A 22147-nucleotide genomic window follows, 5' to 3' on the forward strand; every position below is an offset into this window, starting at 1 on the left:
CGCGACCCGGGGCGTGCGAGTGTGACGAGTGTGGAGTGGGCGTGCGCTGCGAGGTCCACACAACAGCCGGCCAGGGAGGGCGGCACACCATGATCAGCAGCCTGACGAGCGCCTTGGCGAGCACCTTGGGGCTCTTCGACGATGAGCAGCGCCTGTACCGGCTCGATTCGCCCTGCGCCGAGCTGGCGGGCCTGCACGTGCAGGCCTGGGCCCTGCGCGAAGCGCTCAGCCGCCCCTGGGAGCTGCAGCTGCTGGCCGTCAGCGAAACCCAGGGCCTGGACCTGCAGGCCCTGCTGGGTCAGCCCCTCACCCTGGTCACCCGCCTGGCCGACGGCAGCGAGCAGCGCCGCACCGGCCAGGTGCTGCAGGCCGCGGCCGAGGACAGCGACGGCGGCCTGGCGCGCTACCAGTTCACCGTCCAGCCCTGGCTGGGCTTTCTGGACCAGGCGCTGCGCAGCCAGGTCTGGCAGGACACCCTGCTGACCGACCTCATCGACAGCGTGCTCGGCCGCTATGCCGCCTGGGCCAGCTGGCGCTGGGCACCCTGCGTGAGCGAGCACCTGGGCGCCTCGGCCCAGGCCGGCGTGCGGCCCTACACCGTGCAGTATCGCGAGACCGATCTGGCCTTCCTGCAGCGCCTGCTGGCGCGCGAAGGCCTGGCCTACCGCTTCGAGGAGTCCGAAGACGGCCAACCCGGCCCCGCCGTCGTCTTCTTCGCCGACAGCACGGCCAGCCAGAGCTGCCCGGAGGACGCGGGATCGGCCGCCTGGGGCGGCGTGCGCTTTCACCGCGACGGCGTGCAGGAGGGGCAGGACACCCTCCAGGCCTTTGGCGGCCAACGCCAGCAGGCCGTGGCCGTGCTCAGCGCCACCCGTTACGACCCCGAGCAGGCCCGCCTGGTGGCCGCCGAGGTGGCCACCGTCGGCAGCGTGGGCGGCGAAAACGCCCCCTGGCTGGAAACCTACGAGAGCCTGGGCGAGAGCGGCCACGGCGCCCTGCTGGCCGACAGCGGCCAGCTCCAGCGCAGCCTCACCCTGGCCCAGCAGGCCGTCGAAGCCCGCCACAAGACCTGGCTGGGCCGCTCGGTGGTGCGCAGCTTCAGCGCTGGCCAGCGCTTTGCGCTGACCGATTCCCCGCTGGACGCGCTGGACGAGCTGCGCCCCGAAGAGGACAAGCAGTTCCTGCTCACCGAGCTCACCCACGCCGGCCTCAACAACCTGCCCAAGGACCTGGCCGAGACCCTGGCGCGCCAGTTCCAGCCCTGGGGTGGACGGCGCCGCCACGACCCGCTGGCCGAGTTCTGGCCCGAGTGGCTGGAGCCCGCGCTGATCCGCCAGGCCCAGGCCCGCGGCTACGCCAACGCCTTTGCCGCCATCCGCGCCCACGTCCCCTGGCGGCCGCTGTGGGTGGATGAGCACGGTCAGTGCCTCTACCCGCGCGCCGTGGCGCCGGGCCCGCTGCTGGCCACCGTGGTGGGCCCTGACGGCAGCACCAGCCCGCAGGGCGACCAGGAGGTGCACACCGACCGCCTGGGCCGGGTGCGCATCCGCTACGAATTCCAGGGCAGTCCACAGGCCCAAGGAGACAACGCGCCGGGCACCGCCCAAAGCAACGGGCTCTCCAGCCCCTGGGTGCGCGTGCTGCAGCCGCTGGCCGGCGAAGGCCAGGGCCTGCAGTGGACCCCGCGCATCGGCCACGAGGTGCTGGTGGGCCATGTGGACGACGACCTGGAGCAGCCCATCATCCTGTGCGGCCTGTACCACGGCCGCGGCGAGGGCGGCGTGCCCGCCACGCCGGGCGGGCAGGGGGCCGAGGCGGACACGAGCAGCTTTGCCAGCAGCAGCGACGCCAGCCCCTCGGCCCAGGGCAACCTGAGCGGCGGCAACAGCCCCGCCTGGCACGGCGGCGCCCCGGGCGAGCTCAGCCAGGGCGGCCAGCGCAACGCCGCGGCCCTGTCCGGCTACAAGAGCAAGGAATTCGGCGGCAGCGGCTACAACCAGCTCGTGTTCGACGACAGCGACGGGCAACTGCGGGTGCAACTGGCCAGCACCCAGCACGCCAGCCAGCTCAACCTGGGCCACCTCATCCACCAGGCCGACAACCACCGCGGCAGCTTCCGCGGCACCGGCTGGGAGCTGCGCACCGACGCCTACGGCGCCGTGCGCGCCCGCCAGGGCCTGCTCATCAGCACCTTCGGTACACAAGCCGCCGAGCCCGCGGGCGACAACGCCGCGGGCATCGCCCTGGCCCGGCAACTGGGCACCCTGAGCCAGACCTTCAGCCAGGCCGCCGCCACCCACCAGACCGTGGCCTTCTCCGGCCAGCTGGGCAGTGCCCAGGCCGGCCAGAGCCTGGTCGACCCGAAGGCAGCGCCCATCCCCGCCTGGCTCACCCAGGTCAGCGGCATGGTCAGCGCCCAGGACGCGGACCAAGCGCAAGCCGATGCGGCCGGCAAGAACACCCAGGCCAGCGACGACAAGCTGCCCCACAGCACCGACGCCATCGCCGCTGTGAGCGCCCGTGGCGGCCTGCTGCAAACCGCGGCGGCCGACATCGTCTACGCCGCCGGCGAGAACATCCACCAGGCCAGCGCGCAGGACATCGACCAGGCCGTGGCCGGCGCCTGGCGCCTGCACACCGGCCAGGCCATCGGCATCCTGGGCGGGGCCATCCAGCCCGGCAGCCAGGCCGCGGGCACCGGCGTGACCCTGATCGCCGGGCAGGACCCGCTGAGCATCCAGGCCCAGGCCGGCACCGCCCAGCTGGCCGCGCAAAAGCAGCTGGCCATCCAGAGCCAGAGCGCCAGCGTCAACTGGGCCGCAGCCAAGAAGATCACCCTGGCCACCGCCGGCGGCGCCTCCATCACCCTGGAGGGCGGCAACATCACCTTCGAGTGCCCGGGGACCATCACGGTCAAGGCGGGGACGAAGAGTTTTGAGGGGGCCAGCAATGAGCCCATCCAGATGCCGGAGTTGCCTCGGGGCAGCATGAACTTCGACGAGAAATTCCAACTGGTGGATGACGCCGGTGATCCTCTGGCCAACATGAGAGTTCTGCTCACCAGAGCGGATGGATGGTCTTCAGAGTTGGTGACAGATGCAAGTGGCCATTTGCCAGTGCAGCAGAGCTTTGCCAAAGAGGCCTTGACGATCACGGTTGTGGGACGAGTGGGAGTGTGAGATGAGTTCTGTGCCGCCAAGCAATGAGAGATCTCGGCAAGCAGTGGTCGACAAGGACGGTCGGCCCAGTTTTCAATGGTCGCTTACCCGCTCTTCGCTGACCGACACGGTGAAATTGGTCGCAGGGCCGTTCAATGTGCTGCCTGTGGTGTTTGTGCCGGGGATCATGGGGTCGAACTTGAAGGACTTGAGCGGTCAACCAGTTTGGCGACTTGATAATGTGGTCGGAGGCAAACCGCTTAAGCTTGCCAAGCAATGGGCATTTGCAAAGCCCGGGGAGAGGCAACGTGTTTTGCATCCAGCCAAAGTGAAGGTGGATGACCATGGGGCCGTGCCCAAGGGGTCCAAAGCGCAGCATTCTGCCGACGTCTATCGATCCAGAGGATGGGGCACTGTTTCAGAAACCTCATATCATGAATTCCTGCTGTGGCTGGAGGAAATGCTGAATCCCACTGAGAGAAATCCCGCGCGATGGCCTGATTTCTATCAGACAGAAGCCACGATAGGCCCGGTTCCAGCATCGGGCGAGGAGCCCAAGCTGTTTCCAGGTATCAGGATGGGGTTGAAGGGGGAGCCATTCCACGCGGAGAAGATTTTTTCTCCGCTGCTGACGGACGATCTGCTCAAACGATCCAAGTATCTGATGCCGGTTTATGCAGTGGGCTATAACTGGCTGGATGACAACAAGAACGCAGCTAAATCGCTGGCCGAAAGGATTCAAGGTATTGTCAAAGCGAATAACCAGGGTAGCTTCCGATGCCAGCAGGTTCTTGTTGTTACCCATAGCATGGGAGGCTTGGTGGCTAGGGCGTGTGCAGCTTTGCCTGGTATGGAGTCAACGATCGCAGGTGTCGTGCATGGCGTGATGCCGGCCGTTGGCGCAGCCGTGGCGTATCGGCGCTGCAAGGTGGGGATGGCTGACGAGGACTATGGCACCGGGCTGGTGATCGGCAACACCGGCCAAGAGGTGACGGCCGTGTTCGCACAGGCGCCGGGTGCGCTGGAGCTGCTGCCCACCCAGCAATACCGCGATGGCTGGCTGAAGGTTTACGACGCCAAAGGGCAGGTCATTGGGTCAACGTTGCCGGCGGGTGACCCCTACGAAAGCATTTATCTGGAGCGCAAGCAGTGGTGGGGGCTGGTGAATGAGGCTTGGTTGGCGCCAGCAGACGGGGCACCGATGAAGTGGGATGTGTACAGGTCTAACATCATTCTGGCTGAGAAGTTCCATACCAAGCTGGAAGGTAGCTTCCATCCTGAGACCTACGCCTTCTATGGCGCCAACGCCAAATCCGATGACAAGAAGACCAGCTTTGAATGCGTCACGTGGCGTTTGAAAGAGGGTTTGTCGTCGAGTGGTAGGTCTCGTCCCGCACCGACATTCGTGAGGCAGATGGCGCGCGAGAAAATTCGTGGAGAAGGCAGCAGTCCAGCCTATGTGGGTGGTTCCACGGTCGTGATGCCTTCCTTCGGCGAGGGGCCGCCTGTTGTCTACGAAGCCAGTGATTGGGAAATCCGAGCCGATCGATGGGATGGGCATGGCGATGGCACGGTTCCCATCAGTTCAGGTAGTGCACCGCTGCACCTGGGGGGGGCTAAGGTCAAGCAGCAGTTCAGGATTCCTAACATCAAACACGAACCCGCATACAACGATGGCACGTCAAGGATGGCCACTTTGTACGCCCTCACCAAGTTGGCCGGTCAAGCAAGGATGCCGACATGATGAACATGCGGCGCCGTAGTCTGATCGCGATAATTATCGGGGCCGCGCTTGCGCTGGCTGCTTGGGCCTTCTGGAGACACGAAATAATCATGGACGAGAAAATCATACTGCCACCCATGAAGACGATTTGCGTCGGTCGCCACCTCATGGCCTTGCCCTCAGATTTGTCGCTCAGGGGAGATGTGGATCTCGTCTATGGTCTGGACAAGAACTTCAAGACAGTAAAGGTCGAGGTTCTGCGTGAATCGGGGACGACGCCTACATTTGATGCGTTGGTGGCTAAGAAGGTTGGCGAATTGACCGCGCAGTCCAATGAAGACGTCCCGAGCAAGAACATGCTGGCGGGCTGGCGCAAGATTGACGAAGACACTGTGCTGATTCGAGCGAATACGGATATATCCGAAAGAGGTTTTTTTACGGCGCTGGTCGTGGTTCAGCGAGGGGCGGCCGTTGGTCTGGTTACGGCCGACATCTTCGACCACGACAAGCCCGAAGACATCGAGGCCAAGGCGTTGGCTGTTGCCAAGAGCATCAGCTTTGTGAGCGATCCGGAGAAAGCAGGCAAAGGCACGTGCCTGGGGCCATTGTTGATTGATGCGAAGCAGGACGGCGAATGGATCAGCGTGAGTGGTAGAAGCGCCAGTCATCCAGATGTTGACGTGGATATTTATGTAAATTCCCTTGTGGCCGAGTCGGATGGGGGATTGTTGAAGCGGGTTGAAGAAAAGTCGGGGCCTATGGCTAAAATGGGCATGCTTTTTAAGCCTATACGCAAAGGAAATGTCGTTATTGCTGGAAGGCCCGGAGAGGAGTTTCTTGAGTCAGATAAGGATGAGCAGGGTAAGGTGTTCCGGCTTTACAACGCGGAGACCTTGCTTACGAAGCCGTCGACATTTTCAGAGCCGAGCTTTACTTTTCATCTGAACATGGGCGGGCAATTGCCCGATAGTGATCAGTATGTCGATGCCAGCTTCGACGAAGCTCAGAGCCTTGCCTTGTGGGACTCCATCATCAAGTCCATTCGGCTGAGACCAGGGAGTATTTGATCGAGCAGTGCAAGCCCTGGCCGGCGAAGGCCAGGGCCTGCAGTGGACCCCGCGCATCGGCCACGAGGTGCTGGTGGGCCATGTGGACGACGACCTGGAGCAGCCCATCATCCTGTGCGGCCTGTACCACGGCCGCGGCGAGGGCGGCGTGCCCGCCACGCCGGGCGGGCAGGGGGCCGAGGCGGACACGAGCAGCTTTGCCAGCAGCAGCGACGCCAGCCCCTCGGCCCAGGGCAACCTGAGCGGCGGCAACAGCCCCGCCTGGCACGGCGGCGCCCCGGGCGAGCTCAGCCAGGGCGGCCAGCGCAACGCCGCGGCCCTGTCCGGCTACAAGAGCAAGGAATTCGGCGGCAGCGGCTACAACCAGCTCGTGTTCGACGACAGCGACGGGCAACTGCGGGTGCAACTGGCCAGCACCCAGCACGCCAGCCAGCTCAACCTGGGCCACCTCATCCACCAGGCCGACAACCACCGCGGCAGCTTCCGCGGCACCGGCTGGGAGCTGCGCACCGACGCCTACGGCGCCGTGCGCGCCCGCCAGGGCCTGCTCATCAGCACCTTCGGTACACAAGCCGCCGAGCCCGCGGGCGACAACGCCGCGGGCATCGCCCTGGCCCGGCAACTGGGCACCCTGAGCCAGACCTTCAGCCAGGCCGCCGCCACCCACCAGACCGTGGCCTTCTCCGGCCAGCTGGGCAGTGCCCAGGCCGGCCAGAGCCTGGTCGACCCGAAGGCAGCGCCCATCCCCGCCTGGCTCACCCAGGTCAGCGGCATGGTCAGCGCCCAGGACGCGGACCAAGCGCAAGCCGATGCGGCCGGCAAGAACACCCAGGCCAGCGACGACAAGCTGCCCCACAGCACCGACGCCATCGCCGCTGTGAGCGCCCGTGGCGGCCTGCTGCAAACCGCGGCGGCCGACATCGTCTACGCCGCCGGCGAGAACATCCACCAGGCCAGCGCGCAGGACATCGACCAGGCCGTGGCCGGCGCCTGGCGCCTGCACACCGGCCAGGCCATCGGCATCCTGGGCGGGGCCATCCAGCCCGGCAGCCAGGCCGCGGGCACCGGCGTGACCCTGATCGCCGGGCAGGACCCGCTGAGCATCCAGGCCCAGGCCGGCACCGCCCAGCTGGCCGCGCAAAAGCAGCTGGCCATCCAGAGCCAGAGCGCCAGCGTCAACTGGGCCGCAGCCAAGAAGATCACCCTGGCCACCGCCGGCGGCGCCTCCATCACCCTGGAGGGCGGCAACATCACCTTCGAGTGCCCGGGCGTAAGCTCACCTGTCAAGCAGACAGTTGATTCCTAGAGTCTGCGGCGGTGGTGGTGATCAATCTGGGCATGAACTGCTTGGGCGGTACGCCGCCCAGCGCGTCATGCGGTCGGTACTCGTTGTACTGGGTCAACCAGTCGTCGGCGATGGCCTGCACCTGCTCGATCGAGTTGAACAGGTAGGCATCGAGCACTTCCGTTCGGAACGTCCGGTTGAAGCGCTCGATGTAGGCGTTCTGGTTGGGCTCGCCGGGCTCGATGTAGTTCAGGGCAATGCCTTTGCGCTGGGCCCATTCGACGAAGTCGTGGCTGGTCATCTCCGGGCCGTTGTCCATGCGGATCGACAGCGGTGCGCCGTACCAGTCCACCAGCCGGTCCATCGTGCGGATCAGCATCGAGGCAGGCAGCGACTGAGCCACCTGGATGGCCAGCGCCTCGCGGTTGGCCTCGTCGATCACGTTGAGCGTGCGGAACCGCCGGCCGTCGTAGAGCACGTCGTGCATGAAGTCCAAGGCCCAACCCTGGTTGACGAGCGATCCCGCAGCCAGCGGCACCGGCTCGCGCTTGGGAATGCGCCGCTTCGTGCGGCGAGGAATGTTCAGGCCCAACTCGCAGTACACCCGCCAGACCCGCTTGTGGTTCCACGCCCGCCCATCCAGGCGCAGTCGGTCGAAGCACTTCCAGAACCCCCAGCGGCCATTGCGCTCGACGACGCCGTTGAGCGCGTCGATGACCTCGGCGTCTTTCTCCTGAGGCAGCGGCGGCACCTTGTAGTACGCCGCCCGCGACAAGCCTGTGGCTCTGCAGGCTCGCTGAATCGACAGGCGATGCTCGGTCACCATGACCGCCACCGCCTGCCGCTTCGCGGACGGCGTCAGAATTTTTTTCCCAGCACGTCCTTGATCGCCGCGTTCTCCAGCGCCAGGTCGGCATACATGCGCTTGAGCCGTGCGTTCTCCGCCTCCAGCTCACGCATGCGGGTCAGGTCAGACACCGTCGCGCCTGCGTACTTGCTCTTCCAAGCGTAGTACGTCGGCGAGCTGATCCCGTGCTTGCGGCAGACCTCCGCAACAGGCACGCCAGCTTCGCCCTCCTTGAGGATCGCCACGATCTGGCTCTCCGTGAACTTGCTCTTCCTCATCGGCCTCTTCCTTTCGGCTTGGGCCGCATTCTCTGTTTTCAGCTGTCTACTTGGTGGGTGAGCTTACGCGGGGACCATCACGGTCAAGGCGGGGACGAAGAGTTTTGAAGGAGGGGAGAAGGTGGATCACCCGATGCCGGTGATGCCGCAGCAGGTGTGTGTGGCATGTCTGCTGGCCGCCGCGGGTTCGGCTGCACCGTTTTCTCCGAAGGGATGACCATGGCCAGCGCAGAGCAATTCCCGTGGAAAGGCATTGGGTTGCCTGATTTGGCACCAGAGTCCGGGGATGTGCAGTTGGTCGCCATGGTGGACGCGGCCCAGGTCTCAAGCTTCTCGATGTTGAAGTGGCCTTGGGTGCGTCATGCCGTGCTGGTAGAACCGTTGGCAGAGGACAGGTTCAATGCGACACCGCATTTGTTCGAACTGACTGACCCGCAGGATATTGGGCGGCTGGCCGCCAAGCTGAAGGGGCAAAGTCAGTCGCACGGAGCGCTCAGTGTGTTTGTGGCTCGTCGACCGATCTCTGCATTGGCTGCGGCCATCCGTCGGCGTTTGGATGCTGTCTTGCCTGATGGGCTGGATTGCATGAACCGCTTCTTTGATGGTCGTGTTGCCCCTCATGTCGTTGCTGCCCTCACGCCAGATCAGCGCCGTTCGTTTTGCGCTTTTGCCAGCCAATGGTGGGTGGTGGGGCCCGATCTGCGATGGCTGTCTTTGGAAACAAGCGAGGCAGAAGATGGTGATCCATTCGACCCTCCCCTCCGGCTGAACGAGTTCCAGCAATCGAAGATCATCGATGCCTGCTATCCCTATGCATTGATCGAGCACTTCGAGCGGACCGATGAGGAGTTGCTGCACCGCATTCCGATTGAACGGCGCTACAGCGTTCTGGCCAATGCGTTGCGAGCCGCCGAACGTTACGGCTTAAGCGATGGTCCCGATGCCATGTTGTTTTGCACGCTGACGATGACACGTGGCGAGCGCTTCTTTGAGCGAGCGGATTGGCAATCGGCCTTGAACCGTGTGCAACGGGGCGAGATGAAGCTGAGAGACGCCATGAAGGCCATTCCTTGATCGGGCCACGGAGAACTGACTTGAACGACAGGAGTCGTGGATGATCGACACCATGAAACGACATTGGTTGAAGTTCTTGGGGGCTGCCTTGATGGGCGGGTGCGCGCAGGCGCAGCCTGCGGGGCGCGCTGTCACGACCGTAACCTTCAACTACACGGATCGCTATCTTGGGGACATCGCCGTAGATGGGGCCTGGACGGGGGGGGCTGATGCATTCGGGATGGGGGGGGGAGCAGAAGGATTGCTTGCTCCTTCCGATCCCAGCCGTAAGGCCGTGCTACACGTCAGATGGGTTGTTGCGGACATCTACGATGTGGCGTCCAACACCTATTCGAGGCGGCCTGATGAGCCACGGACTGCAGAAGTGCCCGTGGCTTGGCCCTATCCCGCCAGTCCAGACTATCTGGTGCTTCATTTCTATCCAGATGGGCATGTGGAAGCAGAGTTGGAAGCAGATCGACCAAAGCGGCGGATTCCTCCGCCTCCGGGTTACCACCGGTGAGTCGCTGATCGGATGGAGCAAGTGATGGAATCCGCAGTCAAGGACCCCACCTACGTCGAAAACCAGCGCGACGAGACTGCTGGCTCAATGGATCCCTTGCCAGGCGCGGGAGCGGCTCAAACGGCGCGTCGCCCGCCAGGACAACGCGCACTTTCCGATCAGGAGAGGGAACAGCGCCAGATTGCCTTGTGTGCCACCGTGCCCGACAAGCAGCAGGCCATGTGCCAGTGCAGCAAGGTCATCCATTACAGCGTGTTCTTCGACGGCACGGGCAACAACCGCTTCGACGAACTTGCCAAGGAGCCGGATCAGCAGGCGCTTTCGAACATTGCCAAGTTGTTTGATGCGCACAAGATGGATATGTCCGCGGGAATCGTTCGAAGTTATGTCCCGGGCATCGGTACTAAATACCCTGAAATCGGAGACACGGGGGGTGGCTTGGCGCAAGCCACCGGAACTGGAGGGAAAGAGCGCATTAAGAAGGCGCTTGACATGCTGGGCGATGAAATTGCCAAGGTGCCATCTTCCCAGAAGGTCCGATTGATCAATGTTGTGGTCTTTGGCTTTTCCAGAGGTGCTGCCGAAGCACGTGCTTTCATTCGGGATCTGGCTGCGAAATGCACAGCCGTTGGTGGCGCCTATCGGTACAAAGATATTCCGTTGCGAGTGGCCTTTGTTGGCGTCTTTGACACCGTCTGTTCCGCCTACGATGGCTTGCCTTCTGCCGCAGTGACCTGGAACGGAGGGCACAACGGATGGGCGGACGGCATGAAATTGCCCCCCATGGTGGAGCAATGTGTTCACATGATGGCCGCGCACGAGGCACGTCGGCGATTCCCATTGGACTCCACTCGTATCGATGCGGCGTATCCGGATAACACCATTGAGATCTGGTATCCCGGGGTGCATGCGGATGTGGGCGGAGGTTACTCTCCCATGTATCAGGGCCGGGAGAACACGGTCTCTCGTTTTGCACTCAACGAGATGTTCGATCTTGCCTTTGCTGCGGGGGTTCTTTTCAATCCGGTGGAGACCCTCCCTGGACGGGTTCGGGATGAGTTCAATAAGGACGATCCGAAGTTGCGAGAGGCCTTCTCTGCTTATCTAAGCGCCGTTCCTCTGAAGACTGGGCCAATGGAAGAAGTGCAGGCCGCGCACATGGAATTGCTGCACCGATGGGTCAAGGAGCGCATTCATCAAGGCGACAGCAGTGAGTCTGTTCAGCGTCTGAAGCAGAAAATGCTGCAGGCCAAAAAAACAAAGACACAGCTGGAGCGCCGCCGACAAGCCATATTGGCGCAGGCTGTTATCGTTGATCCGACAATGCCGCCAATTCTGCCAGCCGACAAGACTCAGGAATACGACCAGATCAACCAGGAAATTCGAAAGGTTGATGAAGCCTACGACGAAGCCGATTCAGCGTTGAGCGATCTGGGACAAGAAAACGTGAAGTTCGAGATGGATGCTGAGGCGATTTCAGAGAAGGCGCAGCAAGGGTGGAAACTGACCCTGAGGGAGAGAACCATCCTTGAAGCTTGGCAAAACGAGAAACCTTTGCCTGACGGCGTTCGAAAATTCTTTGACCTATTTGCGCACAATTCCATTGTGCATTTCAATTACGACACGAGTCGCTTGAGCGACTGGCGAACCATTTTTTTTGGCGAAACCAAATACAAGCCGAGTTGATCCGAGATAGAGGGAAGGTCACCAAAAAGGGGCACGCCTTCCGGCGTGCCCCTTGTCATTTCCAGCCTTCGCAGGCGCGAAGTGAATGGCGCTCAGCGTGCCTTCATCAGAGTCGGTGATTCCAGGTCCAGGTCCTTGGCATCCAGCGTCAGCGGCTTGTCGGCCACGGGCTTGAGGCCTTCGGCGGACTTGGCCATGTCGCCCACCACCACGGTGCGCAGGGCCATGGGGGACCACTGCTTGGCGGCGTAGTCGCGCACTTGCACGGCGGTCACGGCCTGGATTTCGGGGACGTGGGTCTGGGCGTCGCTCAGCGGGCGATCGCGGCCGATGAGGTCCAGGGCGACGGCGGCCAGGCCGGCGGTGGTTTCCACCTGGCGGCCATAGCTGCCCACCAGCGCGGCCTTGCGAGCCTCCAGTTCGTCGTCGGCCGGCAGTTCCTGGCCCATGCGGACGATTTCGTCGCGCATCAGCTGGACCACCTGGCCGGCCGTGGCGTTGTTGGTCTGGGTGCGGGCGCTCAGCACGCCGCCCACCGGCTGGAAGTCCAGGCCGGCGCCTGCGCCGTAGCTCAGGCCGCGCTTGATGCGCACTTCCTGGTTCAGGCGGGCCGAGTAGCCGCCGCCCAGCACCGCGCCGGCCACCTGGGCCACGCGGCGGTCAGGGCTGTCGTAGGGCACGGCCGGGGCCATCACCACCACGCCGCTCTGGCCGGCGCCGGGCAGGTTGATCAGCACGGTCGACGGGGTCTGGGCCTCGGCAGCCTCGCTGCGGGGCTTGGGCAGGGCCATGCGGTTGCCCTTCCAGCTGCCCAGCAGCTGGGTGGCCAGGGCCTTGGCCTGTTCCAGCGTCACGTCGCCGGTCACCACCAGGGTGGCCAGTTCAGGCCGCAGCTGCAGGCGGGTGAAGTCCTGCACGTCCTTGCGGGTGATGCGGGCCAGACTGGCCGGTGTCACCGAGCCACCGAACACGCTGCTGCCCCACCAGGCGCGCCGGGCCGTCAGGCCGGCCAGGGCCATGGGGTCGGACAGGCTGAGCTTCAGGCCGTCGGCGGCCTGCTGCTTCAGGCGGTCCAGCTCGTCGGGGGCCAGCGTGGGGTACAGGGTGCTGTCCACGATCAGGCGGGCGGCCTCGGCCAGCTTGGGTGTGGCCACGGTCATGGTCAGCGCGCTGCCGCGCCAGTCGGTGGCCGAGGACAGCGAGCTGCCCAGGGCTTCGGCCTGCTGGGCGATCTGGCTGGCGCTCAGCCGCTTGCCGGCCACGGTGGCGCCCTGGCTGCGCAGGTCGTTGGCCAGACCGGCCAGGCCGGCGCGGCCGTCCGGGTCCGCCGCCGAGCCCAGGTGCAGGTACAGCGCCACCGACACCAGCGGCAGCGCGTGACGCTCGGCCACCACCACCCGCACGCCGTTGGGCAGCTGGGCTTCGGTGTAGCTGGGCACTTCCAGCGGGCGCGGGGTGCCGGGCACCGGCGGCTCGTCCACGCCGGGCGTGCCGGCCAGGGCCGGCGCGGCCACCAGGGCCGAGGTGAGGGCGGCCAGGGCCGCCGCAGCCAGCGTGCGGCGGCGCAGGGGGAACAGGGTGCGCATCATCGTTGTCGGAGCCAGGCGGTTCATCCCTGGGCCCCCTGGCTTTCTTGGGTGTAGGTGAGGGTGACGACCGGGCGGCCGATCACGTACTGGCGCAGCACGCGCTGCACGTCCGCGGCCGTCACGGCCTGCAGGCGCTGCAGTTCGCGGTCCACTGCGGCCGGGTCGTTGTACTGGATCATGGCCCAGCCCAGGGCCTGACCGCGGCCCATGGCCGTCTGGCGTTCGTTCAGGGTCGAGGTCAGCAGCTGGGTCTTGATCTTGTCCAGCTCTGCCGCGGCAATCGGGCCGCGGGCCAGGGCCTCGATCTCGCGCATCAGCGGGGCCACCAGGGTCTGTGGCTGGCGTTGGCCCGACGCGATGGCGTAAGCCGCCAGCAGGCCGGCGTCGGTGTGCAGATCGGCCTGGAAGCCGGCCGACTGCGCCACCCGCTGGCGGTACACCAGGGCCTGGTTCATGCGCGACGAATCGCCCGCGCTCAGCAGCGCCTGGGCCACCTGCAGCGCGGGGCTGTCCTCGGAGGTCACCTTGGGCCCCTGCCAGATCAGCATCACCGCCGGCAGCGGCACGTTGGGGGCGGTCAGCTTCACCTGGGCGGATTTGTCGCGCACCGGCTCGGCAACGTTCACGCGGGGGACGGGCGTGTCCGGGTGGGTCAGCGGGCCGAAGTACTTGTCCACCCAGCGGTCCAGGTCGGCCGGGTCGAAATCGCCGGTGACGATCAACACCGCGTTGTCGGGCCGGTAGTAGGTGGCGTGGAAGGCCCGCACATCGTCCAGCGAGGCGGCTTCCAGATCTTCAATGCTGCCGATCACCGGCCGCTTGTAAGGGTGCTGCAGGTAGCCGTTGGGGGCGATGGCCTCGAACAGCCGTCCATAGGGGTTGGCCAGCACGCGCTGGCGGAACTCCTCTTCCACCACCTTGCGTTCACTGTGGAAGTTGGCCTCGTCCACGTTCAGGGTGGACATGCGCTCGGCCTCAGCCCAGAGCAGGCGCTCCAGGTGGTGCGAGGGCACGGTCTCGAAGTAGGCCGTCGTGTCCTCGGCGGTGAAGGCGTTGTTCTCGCCGCCCACGTCCTCGGTCAGGCGGTCGAACTGCTCGGCCTTCAGGTGGGCCGTGCTCTTGAACATCAGGTGTTCGAACAGGTGGGCGAAGCCCGAGCGGCCCTGCGGATCGTCCTTGCCGCCCACGCGGTACCAGACCTGCACGCTCACGCTGCCACCACCGCCACCGGGTTGGGCCAGCACCTGCAGGCCATTGGCCAGGGTGCGGCGCTGCAGGGTCATCGGGGCCACCGCCAGGGTGGAAGCAGCCAGGGCCCAACCGGGCAGGCCGGCACTGGCGGCCAGCGCGCCACCCAGCCGCAGCCAGTCGCGCCGACGCATCGAGGAAGTCATCAAACACAGCTCCTGAAAGACAGGCCGGCAAGGATACAAAGGTGTCGGTCCCCTCGCCCCCCACGAATGGGGGGTGAGTCTCTGCTGACAGCACGCTGGCAGCAGCCCCTGCGCACCATGGCGACATGTTCAACACCGGCCTGCCGGTCCCAAAGGGAGTCCCCCGCCATGTCTTCAGTTCCCCAATCCGCCTTGCACTGGTTCGAAATCCCGGTGGCCGATATCGATCGCGCCCAGCGCTTCTATGAGACCCTGCTGGCTGTGTCCTTGCAGCGCCAGTCCATGGGGCCGCAGACGCTGGCCGTGCTGCCCTACACCCGGCCCGGCGTGGGCGGCGCGCTGCTGGCCGGCCCGGCAGCCCAGCCCGGCACGCAGGGCGTGGTGGTGTACCTGGATGGCGGCGCCCGGCTGGAGGAAGGCCTGGCGCGCCTGGCCCGGGCCGGCGGCCAGCTGCTGAGCCCCCGGGTGGACCTGCCCGACGGCATGGGCAGCTTCGTCCACTTCCAGGACAGCGAAGGCAACCGCGTGGGCCTGCACGCCGCGGGCTGAGCCATCATCGGCCCATGCGCCGTGCCGACCGCCTGTTCCGCCTGACCCAGCTCATCCGGGGCCGCCGCCGCTCCACCGCCGCCTGGCTGTCGGACCGGCTGGAGGTCTCGCTGCGCACCGTCTACCGCGACGTGGCCGATCTGCAGGCCCAGGGCGTGCCCATCGAAGGCGAGGCCGGCGTGGGCTACCGCATGGGCGCGGGCTTCGACCTGCCGCCGCTCATGTTCAGCGCCGAAGAGGCCTGCGCCCTGGTGGCCGCGCTGCGCCTGGCCCAGCCGCAGATGGATCCGGCCCTGGCTGCCCAGGGCGAGCTGGCGCTGGGCCGCATCCTCTCGGTGCTGCCGCCCAGCGTGCGGGCCCAGGCCGAGGGGCTGGCCCTGTGGGTGCCGGCCCCCGGCCCGGACGCCGCCACCCTGCAGCGCCTGGGCCTGCTGCGCCAGGCCATCGCCGGGCGCCAGCGGGTGCAGTTCCACTACCGCGACGCCGGTGCCCAAGGCAGCCAGCGCAGCGTGCGGCCGCTGGGCTGCTTCTTCTGGGGCCAGGTCTGGACCCTGGGCGCCTGGTGCGAGCTGCGGCAGGACTTCCGCAGCTTCCGCCTGGACCGCATCGACGCCCTCGCCGCCCTGGACAGCCGCTTCCGCCACGAACCCGGCCGCGGCCTGGCCGACTACCTGCGCCACGCCGGCGCCCCCGCGCATGCCCTGACCGGCGGTGGTGGCTGAGGCGCGCGCCTACACTGGCGCGCCTATGCCCTTGCGTCACCTGCTGCTCGCCCTGGCCGTCGTTGCTGTCTGGGGCACCAACTTCGTCGTCATCCGCTGGGGCCTGGCTGAGCTGCCGCCCTTCGCCTTCGCGGCGCTGCGTTTTGCGCTGTCCTCATTGCCCCTGCTGCCCTTCATCGCCCGGCCGGCCACCGGCTGGCGCACGCTGGCCAGCTTCGGTGTGCTGCTGGGCGTGGGCCAGTTCGGACTGCTCTTCCTGGCCATGCGCTCGGACATCTCGCCCGGCCTGGCCTCGCTGGTCATCCAGACCCAGGTCTTTTTCACCATCGGCCTGGCCATGTTGCTGCGCGGCGAGGGCCTGCGCCCGCTACAGATCCTGGGCTTTGCCCTGGCGCTGGCCGGCATGGGGCTGATTGGCCTGCATGTCACTGGCGCGGCCGGCACCGCCGGCATCAGCACCCTGGGCCTGTTGCTGGTGCTGGGCGCGGCCTTCAGTTGGGCCGTGGCCAACCTGGTGGCCCGCTCGGCCGGCAAGGTCGATCCGCTGGGCTTTATGGTCTGGTCCAGCCTGGCGGCGGTGCCGCCGCTGGTGGGCATCAGCCTGCTGGCCGAAGGCGGCCCGGCCCACCTGGCCCAGGTGGTGGGCGCGGCCAGCCTGACCGCCTGGGGCGCGGTGCTGTGGCAGGCGGTGGGCAACACCCTGTTCGGCTACGGCGCCTGGAACTGGCTCTTGGCGCGCTACCCGGCCGCCACCGTGGCACCCACGGCGCTGCTGGTGCCGGTCTTCGGCATGCTGTCGTCCAGCGCCGCGCTGGGCGAACCCCTGCCCCCCTGGAAGTTGGGGGCTGCCGCTTTGGTGCTGGGCGGGCTGGCATTGAACCTGCTGGCGACGCGCCTGAAGGGCCCTGCCCGCGCCTGAGCGCCCCTGGGCGCCCTGTTCTGGTGAGTTCTGGTGAGATGCGTCACAAGGAGACAACCATGATGCTGCACGACCGTACCCCCGCCATCAGCCGCCTGCGCACCACGCTGGACCAATGGTCCAGCGGTGCATTGCCCGCCGACGTGGTGTGTGCCCGCTTTCGCCTGGCCGCACTGGAATGGAATGGTTTGCCCGAACGCTATGAAAGCGTGCTGGAGCGCCTGCTGCAGCCGCTGGACACCGCGGTCATGCTGGGCGACGACAGCTGCGGTTTGAGCCGTGCCGACCTGGCCCAGGCCCTGCAGCAGTGGCTGGACCATGCCAGCCAGCTGCCGGCCCGGCACTGAACCGCGCTGGCGGCGTCAGGACAGGCTCAGCCGCAGTCGCTCGGCCCAGCGCCGGGTCAGCGGCGTGGCGGGCTTGGCCATCAGCCGTTCATTGAGCAGGGCCCGGCCCACCGGCGCGTGCGGGACTTGCGCAGCCGCCGCCATCAGCGTTTGGTCCACCAGGTCGCGCTGCACATGGCTGCCGCCCAGGCGGCGCACCATCGGCCGCACTGCCTGCAGCGTGGCCAGGGCCTGCTCGGCCTCGCCGCAGGCCAGGGCCAGCAGGCCGCGCATCACCGGCAGGCCCACCTCGCGCGCCACCGCATGGTTGCTGCGCCGGGCCTCTTCGGGCTGCATGGCCCGTGCGGCGCAGCGTGCCAGCCAGCCTTCCGCCTGCACCAGCTCCCCCGCGCCCAGGTAGGCCAGCATCAGGTGCACATCGTTGAAGGCCCAATGCCCGGCTTCTTCCGGTGGCACCGCGGCCTCGTGCAGCAGCTGCACAAAGCGTGCGCCCACGTCCTCGCCCAGCAGGTGCATGCGCCACAGCAGCGAGGCCGCGTCCAGCCGCTGCGCCAGCGTGGGCGTGGCCGGGCCGGTCAGGTGCGCGTCCATCAGCCGGTGCACGCCCGGCAGGTCCAGCGCCTCCAGGCGGAACAGGGCCATGTGCCACCACAGGTGGGCGGCAAAGACGTTGTCCTCGGCCCAGCGGGGCTGGTGCTGGCGCAGCCAGGCGGTGCCGTCTTCAAACCGGCCCTGCATGTCCAGCGCATGGGCCACCGCATGCACCGCCCAGGGCGCGCTGGGGCTGGCGCCCACCGCACGCCGGCCCACGTCCTCGGCCTGTGGATAGAGGTTGTTCTCCTCCAGGCCGAAGGCATACAGCCCCAGCATGTGCGGGAACAGCGGGTCGCTCTCGTCCCACTCGGGCAGGCTGCGCGCCGGGCGCAGGCGCAGGCTGAGGGTGTCACCCAGGCACAGGTCCCAGTGGTGGGCCCATTGCAGGGCCAGGGCGTCGCGCGGGTGTTCCAGCAGCAGTTCGTCCCACAGCCGGCAGGCCTGCTGCCAGCGGCCCTCGGCCACTGCGCGCAGCGCCACCAGGTGCGCCTGCTCGCGGGGAGGCGCTTCCGCGCACAGGGGCGCGGCTTGGTCCAGCAGGGCCAGCGCGCGCGGCAGGTGGGTGGCTTCGTCCAGGCTCAACCAATGGCCGGCCTGCATCAGCAAGGGCAGGCCCCAGGTCGGGTCGGCCGCGTGGGCTGTGTCCAGATCCGGCAGAGGGGAGCCTTGGAAGGACATCATGCGCGTCAGCGCAGATTCGGCATGGTCGGCCGCTTCGCGCACGGCCGTGCCCAGGCGCTGGTCGCGCGCATCCCGCAGGCACAGGCACGGAACGGGCGGCGAACTCACGGTGGCAGACTCCATGGGTGCGGTGGCGAATGCTTGCACTTTAAGGCATCGCCCACCCGCCGGTCTGGAATGCGCGTTGTCGGCCGCCATGGCCACGCGCAGAGGGGGCACCGAACGGCCGCTGAATGGGGTGTCGCCGGTGTTCCGCCTGGGCTCGAATGCACATCTTTCTTAACTCAAGTCAGGGCGGGTTCCATCGTCTGCCCGTAGGGGACCTGTCACATCTCCGTCGACGGTCGGAACCTCCCGCAGGGCTATAGTGACTTTCGCTCGGAAATCCTGAAGGATCGGGATGGCTGTTGCAGTCTGTCACTCGGGCTGGAACGGTTCATGCATTTTTCGGGCGCGCCCTGCGGTGGGTGCGCCGTCCGGGTCAAAGTTTGTCGGAAGTGCCAATGAAGAATCAGCGCAGTTCTTGTCTGACTCACCTGTGTGTCGCACTGGCGTGGTCCGGGGTGGCCTTGCTGGCAGGGTGTGGTGGACATGACGGGGGTGCCACGCAGGTGGCAGCCAAGGTGAATGGGCAGGAGCTCACGGTCCACCAGATCAACTTCGTGTTGCAGCAGAACCCCCAGCTGGCGGCCGCGGTGGGCAGCGAAGGCCCCCGGCAGGTGCTGGACCGCCTGATCGATCAGGAGGTCACGCTGCAGCAAGCTCAGGCGCAGAAACTCGATCGCGACCCGAACGTGGTCGCGGCCATCGAGGCCGCCAAGCGAGACATCCTTGCCCGGGCCTACATGGACCGTCAGCTGGAGAGGGTGCCCGCGCCCACACCGCAGGACGTGCAGGCCTACTTCGACAGCAAGCCGGAGCTTTTTGCGCAGCGGCAGATCTACACCTTGACCGAGGTGCAGCTGACCCTGCCGCCTGAGGCAGTGGCCGAGCTGCGGACCCTGCTGCAGTCTGGCAAGACCGCCGAGTCTCTGGCCCAATGGGCCGGCAGCAAGCAGTACCGTGCGCTGGTCAATCACCTTGTCCGGCCGGCCGAGGGGCTGCCGCTGACCATGCTGCCTCAACTGGCCTCCGCGGCGGATGGGCAGGGCGTGATGCAGATGGAGGGCGGCTTGGCCCATGTCTTTTTTGTAGAGTCTCGCCGTGCCGAGCCGGTGACCTTGGAGCAGGCGCGCGCCGCCATTCAGGCGGCGATCGTCAATGAGCGCAAGCGCCAGGCGGCGGTGGACGAGGTGAGGCGGCTGCGTGGAGCCGCCAAGGTGGAGTATGTGGGGCTGTTTGCTGCCTCCGCCCCGGAAGGGGCGACGGGGCCGCGTGACACGCCGCCTGCCACGATGCCTGTGGAGGCCGCCGGATCTGCGGCGTCCGCGGGGCTGGACGATGCAACCTTGAAGAAAGGCTTGGGCTTGAAATGAAGCAACTCCTGCGCAGTCTGTTCGTCGCGTTCCTGACGGCCTTTGTCGTCCTGTCGCCTGTTCGCGCCGCCGGGACGGTCGAGGTCCCGGAGTACCGCCTGGGCGGTGGTGATCTGATCAAGATCCTGGTCTACCAGAACCCCGACCTGACGCTGGAAACGCGTCTGTCGGACAGCGGCAGTGCGTCCTATCCCTTGCTGGGGACCATCAAGCTGGGCGGGCTGACCGTGGCGGAGGCCGAGCGCCTGATCGCCAATGGCTTGCGCAAGGGTGAGTTCGTCAAGGACCCCCAGGTCACCGTGGTGCTGGAGACCGCGCGGGGCAGTCAGGTGAGCGTGCTGGGGCAGGTCCAGAAGCCGGGGCGCTATGTGCTGGAAACGGGGCAGACCCACCTCAGCGATGTGCTGGCGATGGCCGGGGGCCTCACGCCGCAGCTGGGTGCGGATCAGGTCACCGTGGTGGGCTCGCGCGATGGCAAGCCCTTCCGCAAGGAAGTGGACCTGGCCCAGATGTTCGCCAGCGCGGAGCGTCCGAACGACCTGCTGATGCAGGGCAATGACGTGGTCTACGTGGATCGGGCGCCGGTCTTCTACATCTACGGCGAAGTGCAGAAGCCGGGGCAACTGCGGCTGGAGCGCGGCATGACCCTGCTGCAGGGCCTGGCCGCGGGTGGGGGGCTGACGCAGCGGGGGACCGAGCGGGGCATCCGCATCCACCGCCGCACGCCCACGGGCACGCAGATCCTGGAATCCGACATGCAGGCCCGGTTGCAGGACGGCGATGTGATCTACGTGCAGCAGAGTCTGTTCTGATCAGGCGGGCGCGATGAGCTTTTCCCAATTCATCTCCATCCTGCGGGCACGCTGGCGTCTGTCCCTGCTGGTCTTGACCGTGACCGTGCTGGCGACCATCGTGGTCAGCCTGAATCTGCCCAAGCGTTACACCGCCACGGCCAGCGTGGTGGTCGAAGTCAAGCCCGATCCCATCAGCGGCGCCGTCTACGGCGGCATGATGAATCCGAGCATCATGGCCACCCAAGCCGACATCATCACCAGCGACCGGGTCGCGCGGCAGGTGGCCAAGAGCCTCAAGCTTGCGCAGAACCCCGAGATCGTCAGCCAGTGGCGGGACTCCACCAAGGGGAAGGGGTCCATGGACGACTGGCTGGCCGGGCTGTTGAAGCGGCAGCTCGAGATCCAGCCCAGCCGGGAATCGAATGTCATCACCATCAACTACCAGGCGGCCGATCCGATTTTCGCGGCCGCGGTGGCGAACGCCTTCGTGCAGGCCTACATCGACACCACCATCGATCTGAGGGTGGAGCCGGCGCGGCAGTACAGCGGGTTCTTCAACCAGCGGGCCCAGGCTGCGCGCGAAAAGCTCGAGTCCTCGCAGACGCGCCTGTCCGAGTACCAGCGTGAGCGCGGCATCGTGGGGGGGGACGAGCGGCTGGACATCGAGACACAGCGCCTGAACGAGCTCAGCAGCCAGCTGGTGCTGTTGCAGTCGCTGGCGGCGGAGAGCTCGAGCCGGAGCGCGCAGGCGGCCAAGTCGGCAGATCGGATGTCCGAGGCGCTCACCGATCCCGCGGTCGGCAGCCTCAAGGTGGAGCTCAACCGGGCCGAGGCCAATCTTCAGGACCTGAACACGCGGCTGGGGCCGAACAATCCGCAGGTCATCCAGGCGCGGGCGTCGATCGCAGAGTTGCGCAGCCGTCTGGAGACCGAGACGCGGCGTGCCGTGGGCAGCGCCACCGTCAACGCCAACGTCAATGCGGCCCGGGTGGCCGAGGTCAAGTCCGCGCTGGAGGCGCAGCGGACCAAGGTGCTGAAGATGAAGGAAAGCCGCGACGAGATGAGCGTGCTGCAACGCGATGTCGACAACGCGCAGCAGGCGTATGACGCCATCGTGGGGCGGATGAACCAGAGCAGCCTGGAAAGCCAGACACAGCAGAGCAACGTCAACGTGCTGAGCTCCGCGGTGCCGCCGCTGACGCAGTCCAGCCCGCGCCTGGGGTTGAACATCGCACTGGCCCTGGTGCTGGGCACGATGCTGGCGGTGGCCAGTGCCATCGTTCGAGAGCTGATGGACCGCCGTGTGCGCGGACCGGAAGATCTCGTGGCGGCCCTGGGGCTGCCCATCGTGGGCGTGATGCCCCGTCCGGCCTTCAAGGGCAAGGCGCCCAGCCTGATGGCGCAGCGCGTGATCTCCGGCCGCCTGGCCGGCCCTGGCAAGAAGGCTTGATCTGACGTTCACA

18 protein-coding genes are annotated in these 22147 nt (G+C 66.4%); 14 read left to right on the plus strand and 4 right to left on the minus strand.

Annotation, left to right across the window (positions count from 1 at the left end; translation table 11 throughout):
- The first annotated feature begins 89 nt into the window (after nucleotides 1-89).
- The 4 genes from M0L44_RS19335 to M0L44_RS22230 are packed head-to-tail and all read left to right on the plus strand — an operon-like array spanning nucleotide 90 to nucleotide 7254.
- On the plus strand, nucleotides 90-3179 hold the full coding sequence (locus tag M0L44_RS19335) for a type VI secretion system Vgr family protein (protein ID WP_252771799.1): 3090 nt from the start codon (nucleotides 90-92) through the stop codon (nucleotides 3177-3179).
- Nucleotide 3180: 1 nt separating this feature from the next.
- Complete coding sequence (locus M0L44_RS19340; RefSeq protein ID WP_252771801.1) at nucleotides 3181-4902, plus strand: esterase/lipase family protein; 1722 nt, start codon at nucleotides 3181-3183, stop codon at nucleotides 4900-4902.
- Nucleotides 4899-5948, plus strand: coding sequence for a T6SS immunity protein Tli4 family protein (locus M0L44_RS19345; RefSeq protein ID WP_252771803.1), 1050 nt, complete (start codon nucleotides 4899-4901; stop codon nucleotides 5946-5948). Before M0L44_RS19340 ends, M0L44_RS19345 begins: the two co-directional genes overlap by 4 nt.
- A 7-nt stretch (nucleotides 5949-5955) precedes the next feature.
- Nucleotides 5956-7254: a type VI secretion system Vgr family protein gene (locus tag M0L44_RS22230; RefSeq protein ID WP_252771805.1), complete on the plus strand. Its 1299-nt coding sequence runs from the start codon at nucleotides 5956-5958 to the stop codon at nucleotides 7252-7254.
- Here the strand turns inward: M0L44_RS22230 and M0L44_RS19355 are convergent.
- Nucleotides 7232-8358 (minus strand): IS3 family transposase gene (locus M0L44_RS19355; RefSeq protein ID WP_435526446.1). Its coding sequence is split into 2 segments (ribosomal slippage): nucleotides 7232-8097 and nucleotides 8097-8358, totalling 1128 coding nucleotides; the frame shifts between segments, so codons are not numbered across the junction. The two genes, M0L44_RS22230 and M0L44_RS19355, sit on opposite strands and share 23 nt — an antisense overlap.
- A 165-nt stretch (nucleotides 8359-8523) precedes the next feature.
- On the opposite strand from M0L44_RS19355, the gene M0L44_RS19360 reads away from it, so the two are divergent.
- The 3 genes from M0L44_RS19360 to M0L44_RS19370 are packed head-to-tail and all read left to right on the plus strand — an operon-like array spanning nucleotide 8524 to nucleotide 11620.
- Nucleotides 8524-9432: a DUF4123 domain-containing protein gene (locus M0L44_RS19360; RefSeq protein WP_252771810.1), complete on the plus strand. Its 909-nt coding sequence runs from the start codon at nucleotides 8524-8526 to the stop codon at nucleotides 9430-9432.
- 40 nt (nucleotides 9433-9472) lie between these two features.
- Nucleotides 9473-9934, plus strand: a complete 462-nt coding sequence (locus M0L44_RS19365) for a DUF3304 domain-containing protein (protein WP_252771811.1) — start codon at nucleotides 9473-9475, stop codon at nucleotides 9932-9934.
- Between the two features lie 24 nt (nucleotides 9935-9958).
- Nucleotides 9959-11620 (plus strand): phospholipase effector Tle1 domain-containing protein, encoded by a 1662-nt coding sequence (locus tag M0L44_RS19370; protein WP_252771813.1) that lies wholly within the window; start codon nucleotides 9959-9961, stop codon nucleotides 11618-11620.
- 92 nt (nucleotides 11621-11712) lie between these two features.
- On the opposite strand, the gene M0L44_RS19375 is transcribed toward M0L44_RS19370, so the two are convergent.
- On the minus strand, nucleotides 11713-13233 hold the full coding sequence (locus M0L44_RS19375) for a M16 family metallopeptidase (protein WP_252771814.1): 1521 nt from the start codon (nucleotides 13231-13233) through the stop codon (nucleotides 11713-11715).
- Nucleotides 13230-14603, minus strand: a complete 1374-nt coding sequence (locus M0L44_RS19380) for a M16 family metallopeptidase (RefSeq protein ID WP_252771816.1) — start codon at nucleotides 14601-14603, stop codon at nucleotides 13230-13232. The genes M0L44_RS19375 and M0L44_RS19380 overlap by 4 nt, the downstream gene beginning before the upstream one ends.
- 168 nt (nucleotides 14604-14771) lie before the next feature.
- Between M0L44_RS19380 and M0L44_RS19385 the strand changes: the two genes are divergently transcribed.
- Genes M0L44_RS19385 through M0L44_RS19400 form a run of 4 tightly spaced genes read left to right on the plus strand, consistent with a single transcriptional unit; the run spans nucleotide 14772 to nucleotide 17140 of the window.
- A complete protein-coding gene (locus M0L44_RS19385) occupies nucleotides 14772-15152 on the plus strand; it encodes a VOC family protein (RefSeq protein ID WP_252771818.1) in 381 nt (126 codons plus the stop codon).
- A 14-nt stretch (nucleotides 15153-15166) separates the two neighbouring features.
- The gene (locus M0L44_RS19390) at nucleotides 15167-15874 is read left to right on the plus strand and encodes a helix-turn-helix transcriptional regulator (protein ID WP_252771819.1); all 708 of its coding nucleotides are present in this window, start codon (nucleotides 15167-15169) and stop codon (nucleotides 15872-15874) included.
- Between the two features lie 25 nt (nucleotides 15875-15899).
- Nucleotides 15900-16793 (plus strand): EamA family transporter, encoded by an 894-nt coding sequence (locus M0L44_RS19395; RefSeq protein WP_252771821.1) that lies wholly within the window; start codon nucleotides 15900-15902, stop codon nucleotides 16791-16793.
- A 59-nt stretch (nucleotides 16794-16852) separates the two neighbouring features.
- Complete coding sequence (locus tag M0L44_RS19400; protein WP_252771823.1) at nucleotides 16853-17140, plus strand: hypothetical protein; 288 nt, start codon at nucleotides 16853-16855, stop codon at nucleotides 17138-17140.
- Between the two features lie 15 nt (nucleotides 17141-17155).
- Here M0L44_RS19400 and M0L44_RS19405 read toward each other — a convergent pair whose 3' ends face one another.
- The gene (locus M0L44_RS19405; RefSeq protein ID WP_252771825.1) at nucleotides 17156-18523 is read right to left on the minus strand and encodes a tetratricopeptide repeat protein; all 1368 of its coding nucleotides are present in this window, start codon (nucleotides 18521-18523) and stop codon (nucleotides 17156-17158) included.
- A 395-nt stretch (nucleotides 18524-18918) separates the two neighbouring features.
- Between M0L44_RS19405 and M0L44_RS19410 the strand changes: the two genes are divergently transcribed.
- From M0L44_RS19410 to epsF, 3 genes are read left to right on the plus strand one after another with little or no spacing between them, the layout of a single operon-like run.
- A complete protein-coding gene (locus M0L44_RS19410) occupies nucleotides 18919-19890 on the plus strand; it encodes an EpsD family peptidyl-prolyl cis-trans isomerase (RefSeq protein WP_252771826.1) in 972 nt (323 codons plus the stop codon).
- On the plus strand, nucleotides 19887-20702 hold the full coding sequence (epsE, locus tag M0L44_RS19415; protein WP_252771828.1) for a polysaccharide export protein EpsE: 816 nt from the start codon (nucleotides 19887-19889) through the stop codon (nucleotides 20700-20702). The genes M0L44_RS19410 and epsE overlap by 4 nt, the downstream gene beginning before the upstream one ends.
- A 13-nt stretch (nucleotides 20703-20715) precedes the next feature.
- Nucleotides 20716-22134 (plus strand): chain length determinant protein EpsF, encoded by a 1419-nt coding sequence (gene epsF / locus M0L44_RS19420; protein ID WP_252771830.1) that lies wholly within the window; start codon nucleotides 20716-20718, stop codon nucleotides 22132-22134.
- The last annotated feature ends 13 nt before the right edge of the window (nucleotides 22135-22147 follow it).

The sequence above is a fragment of the Ideonella oryzae genome (assembly GCF_024055665.1).
Lineage (GTDB): Bacteria > Pseudomonadota > Gammaproteobacteria > Burkholderiales > Burkholderiaceae_C > Ideonella > Ideonella oryzae.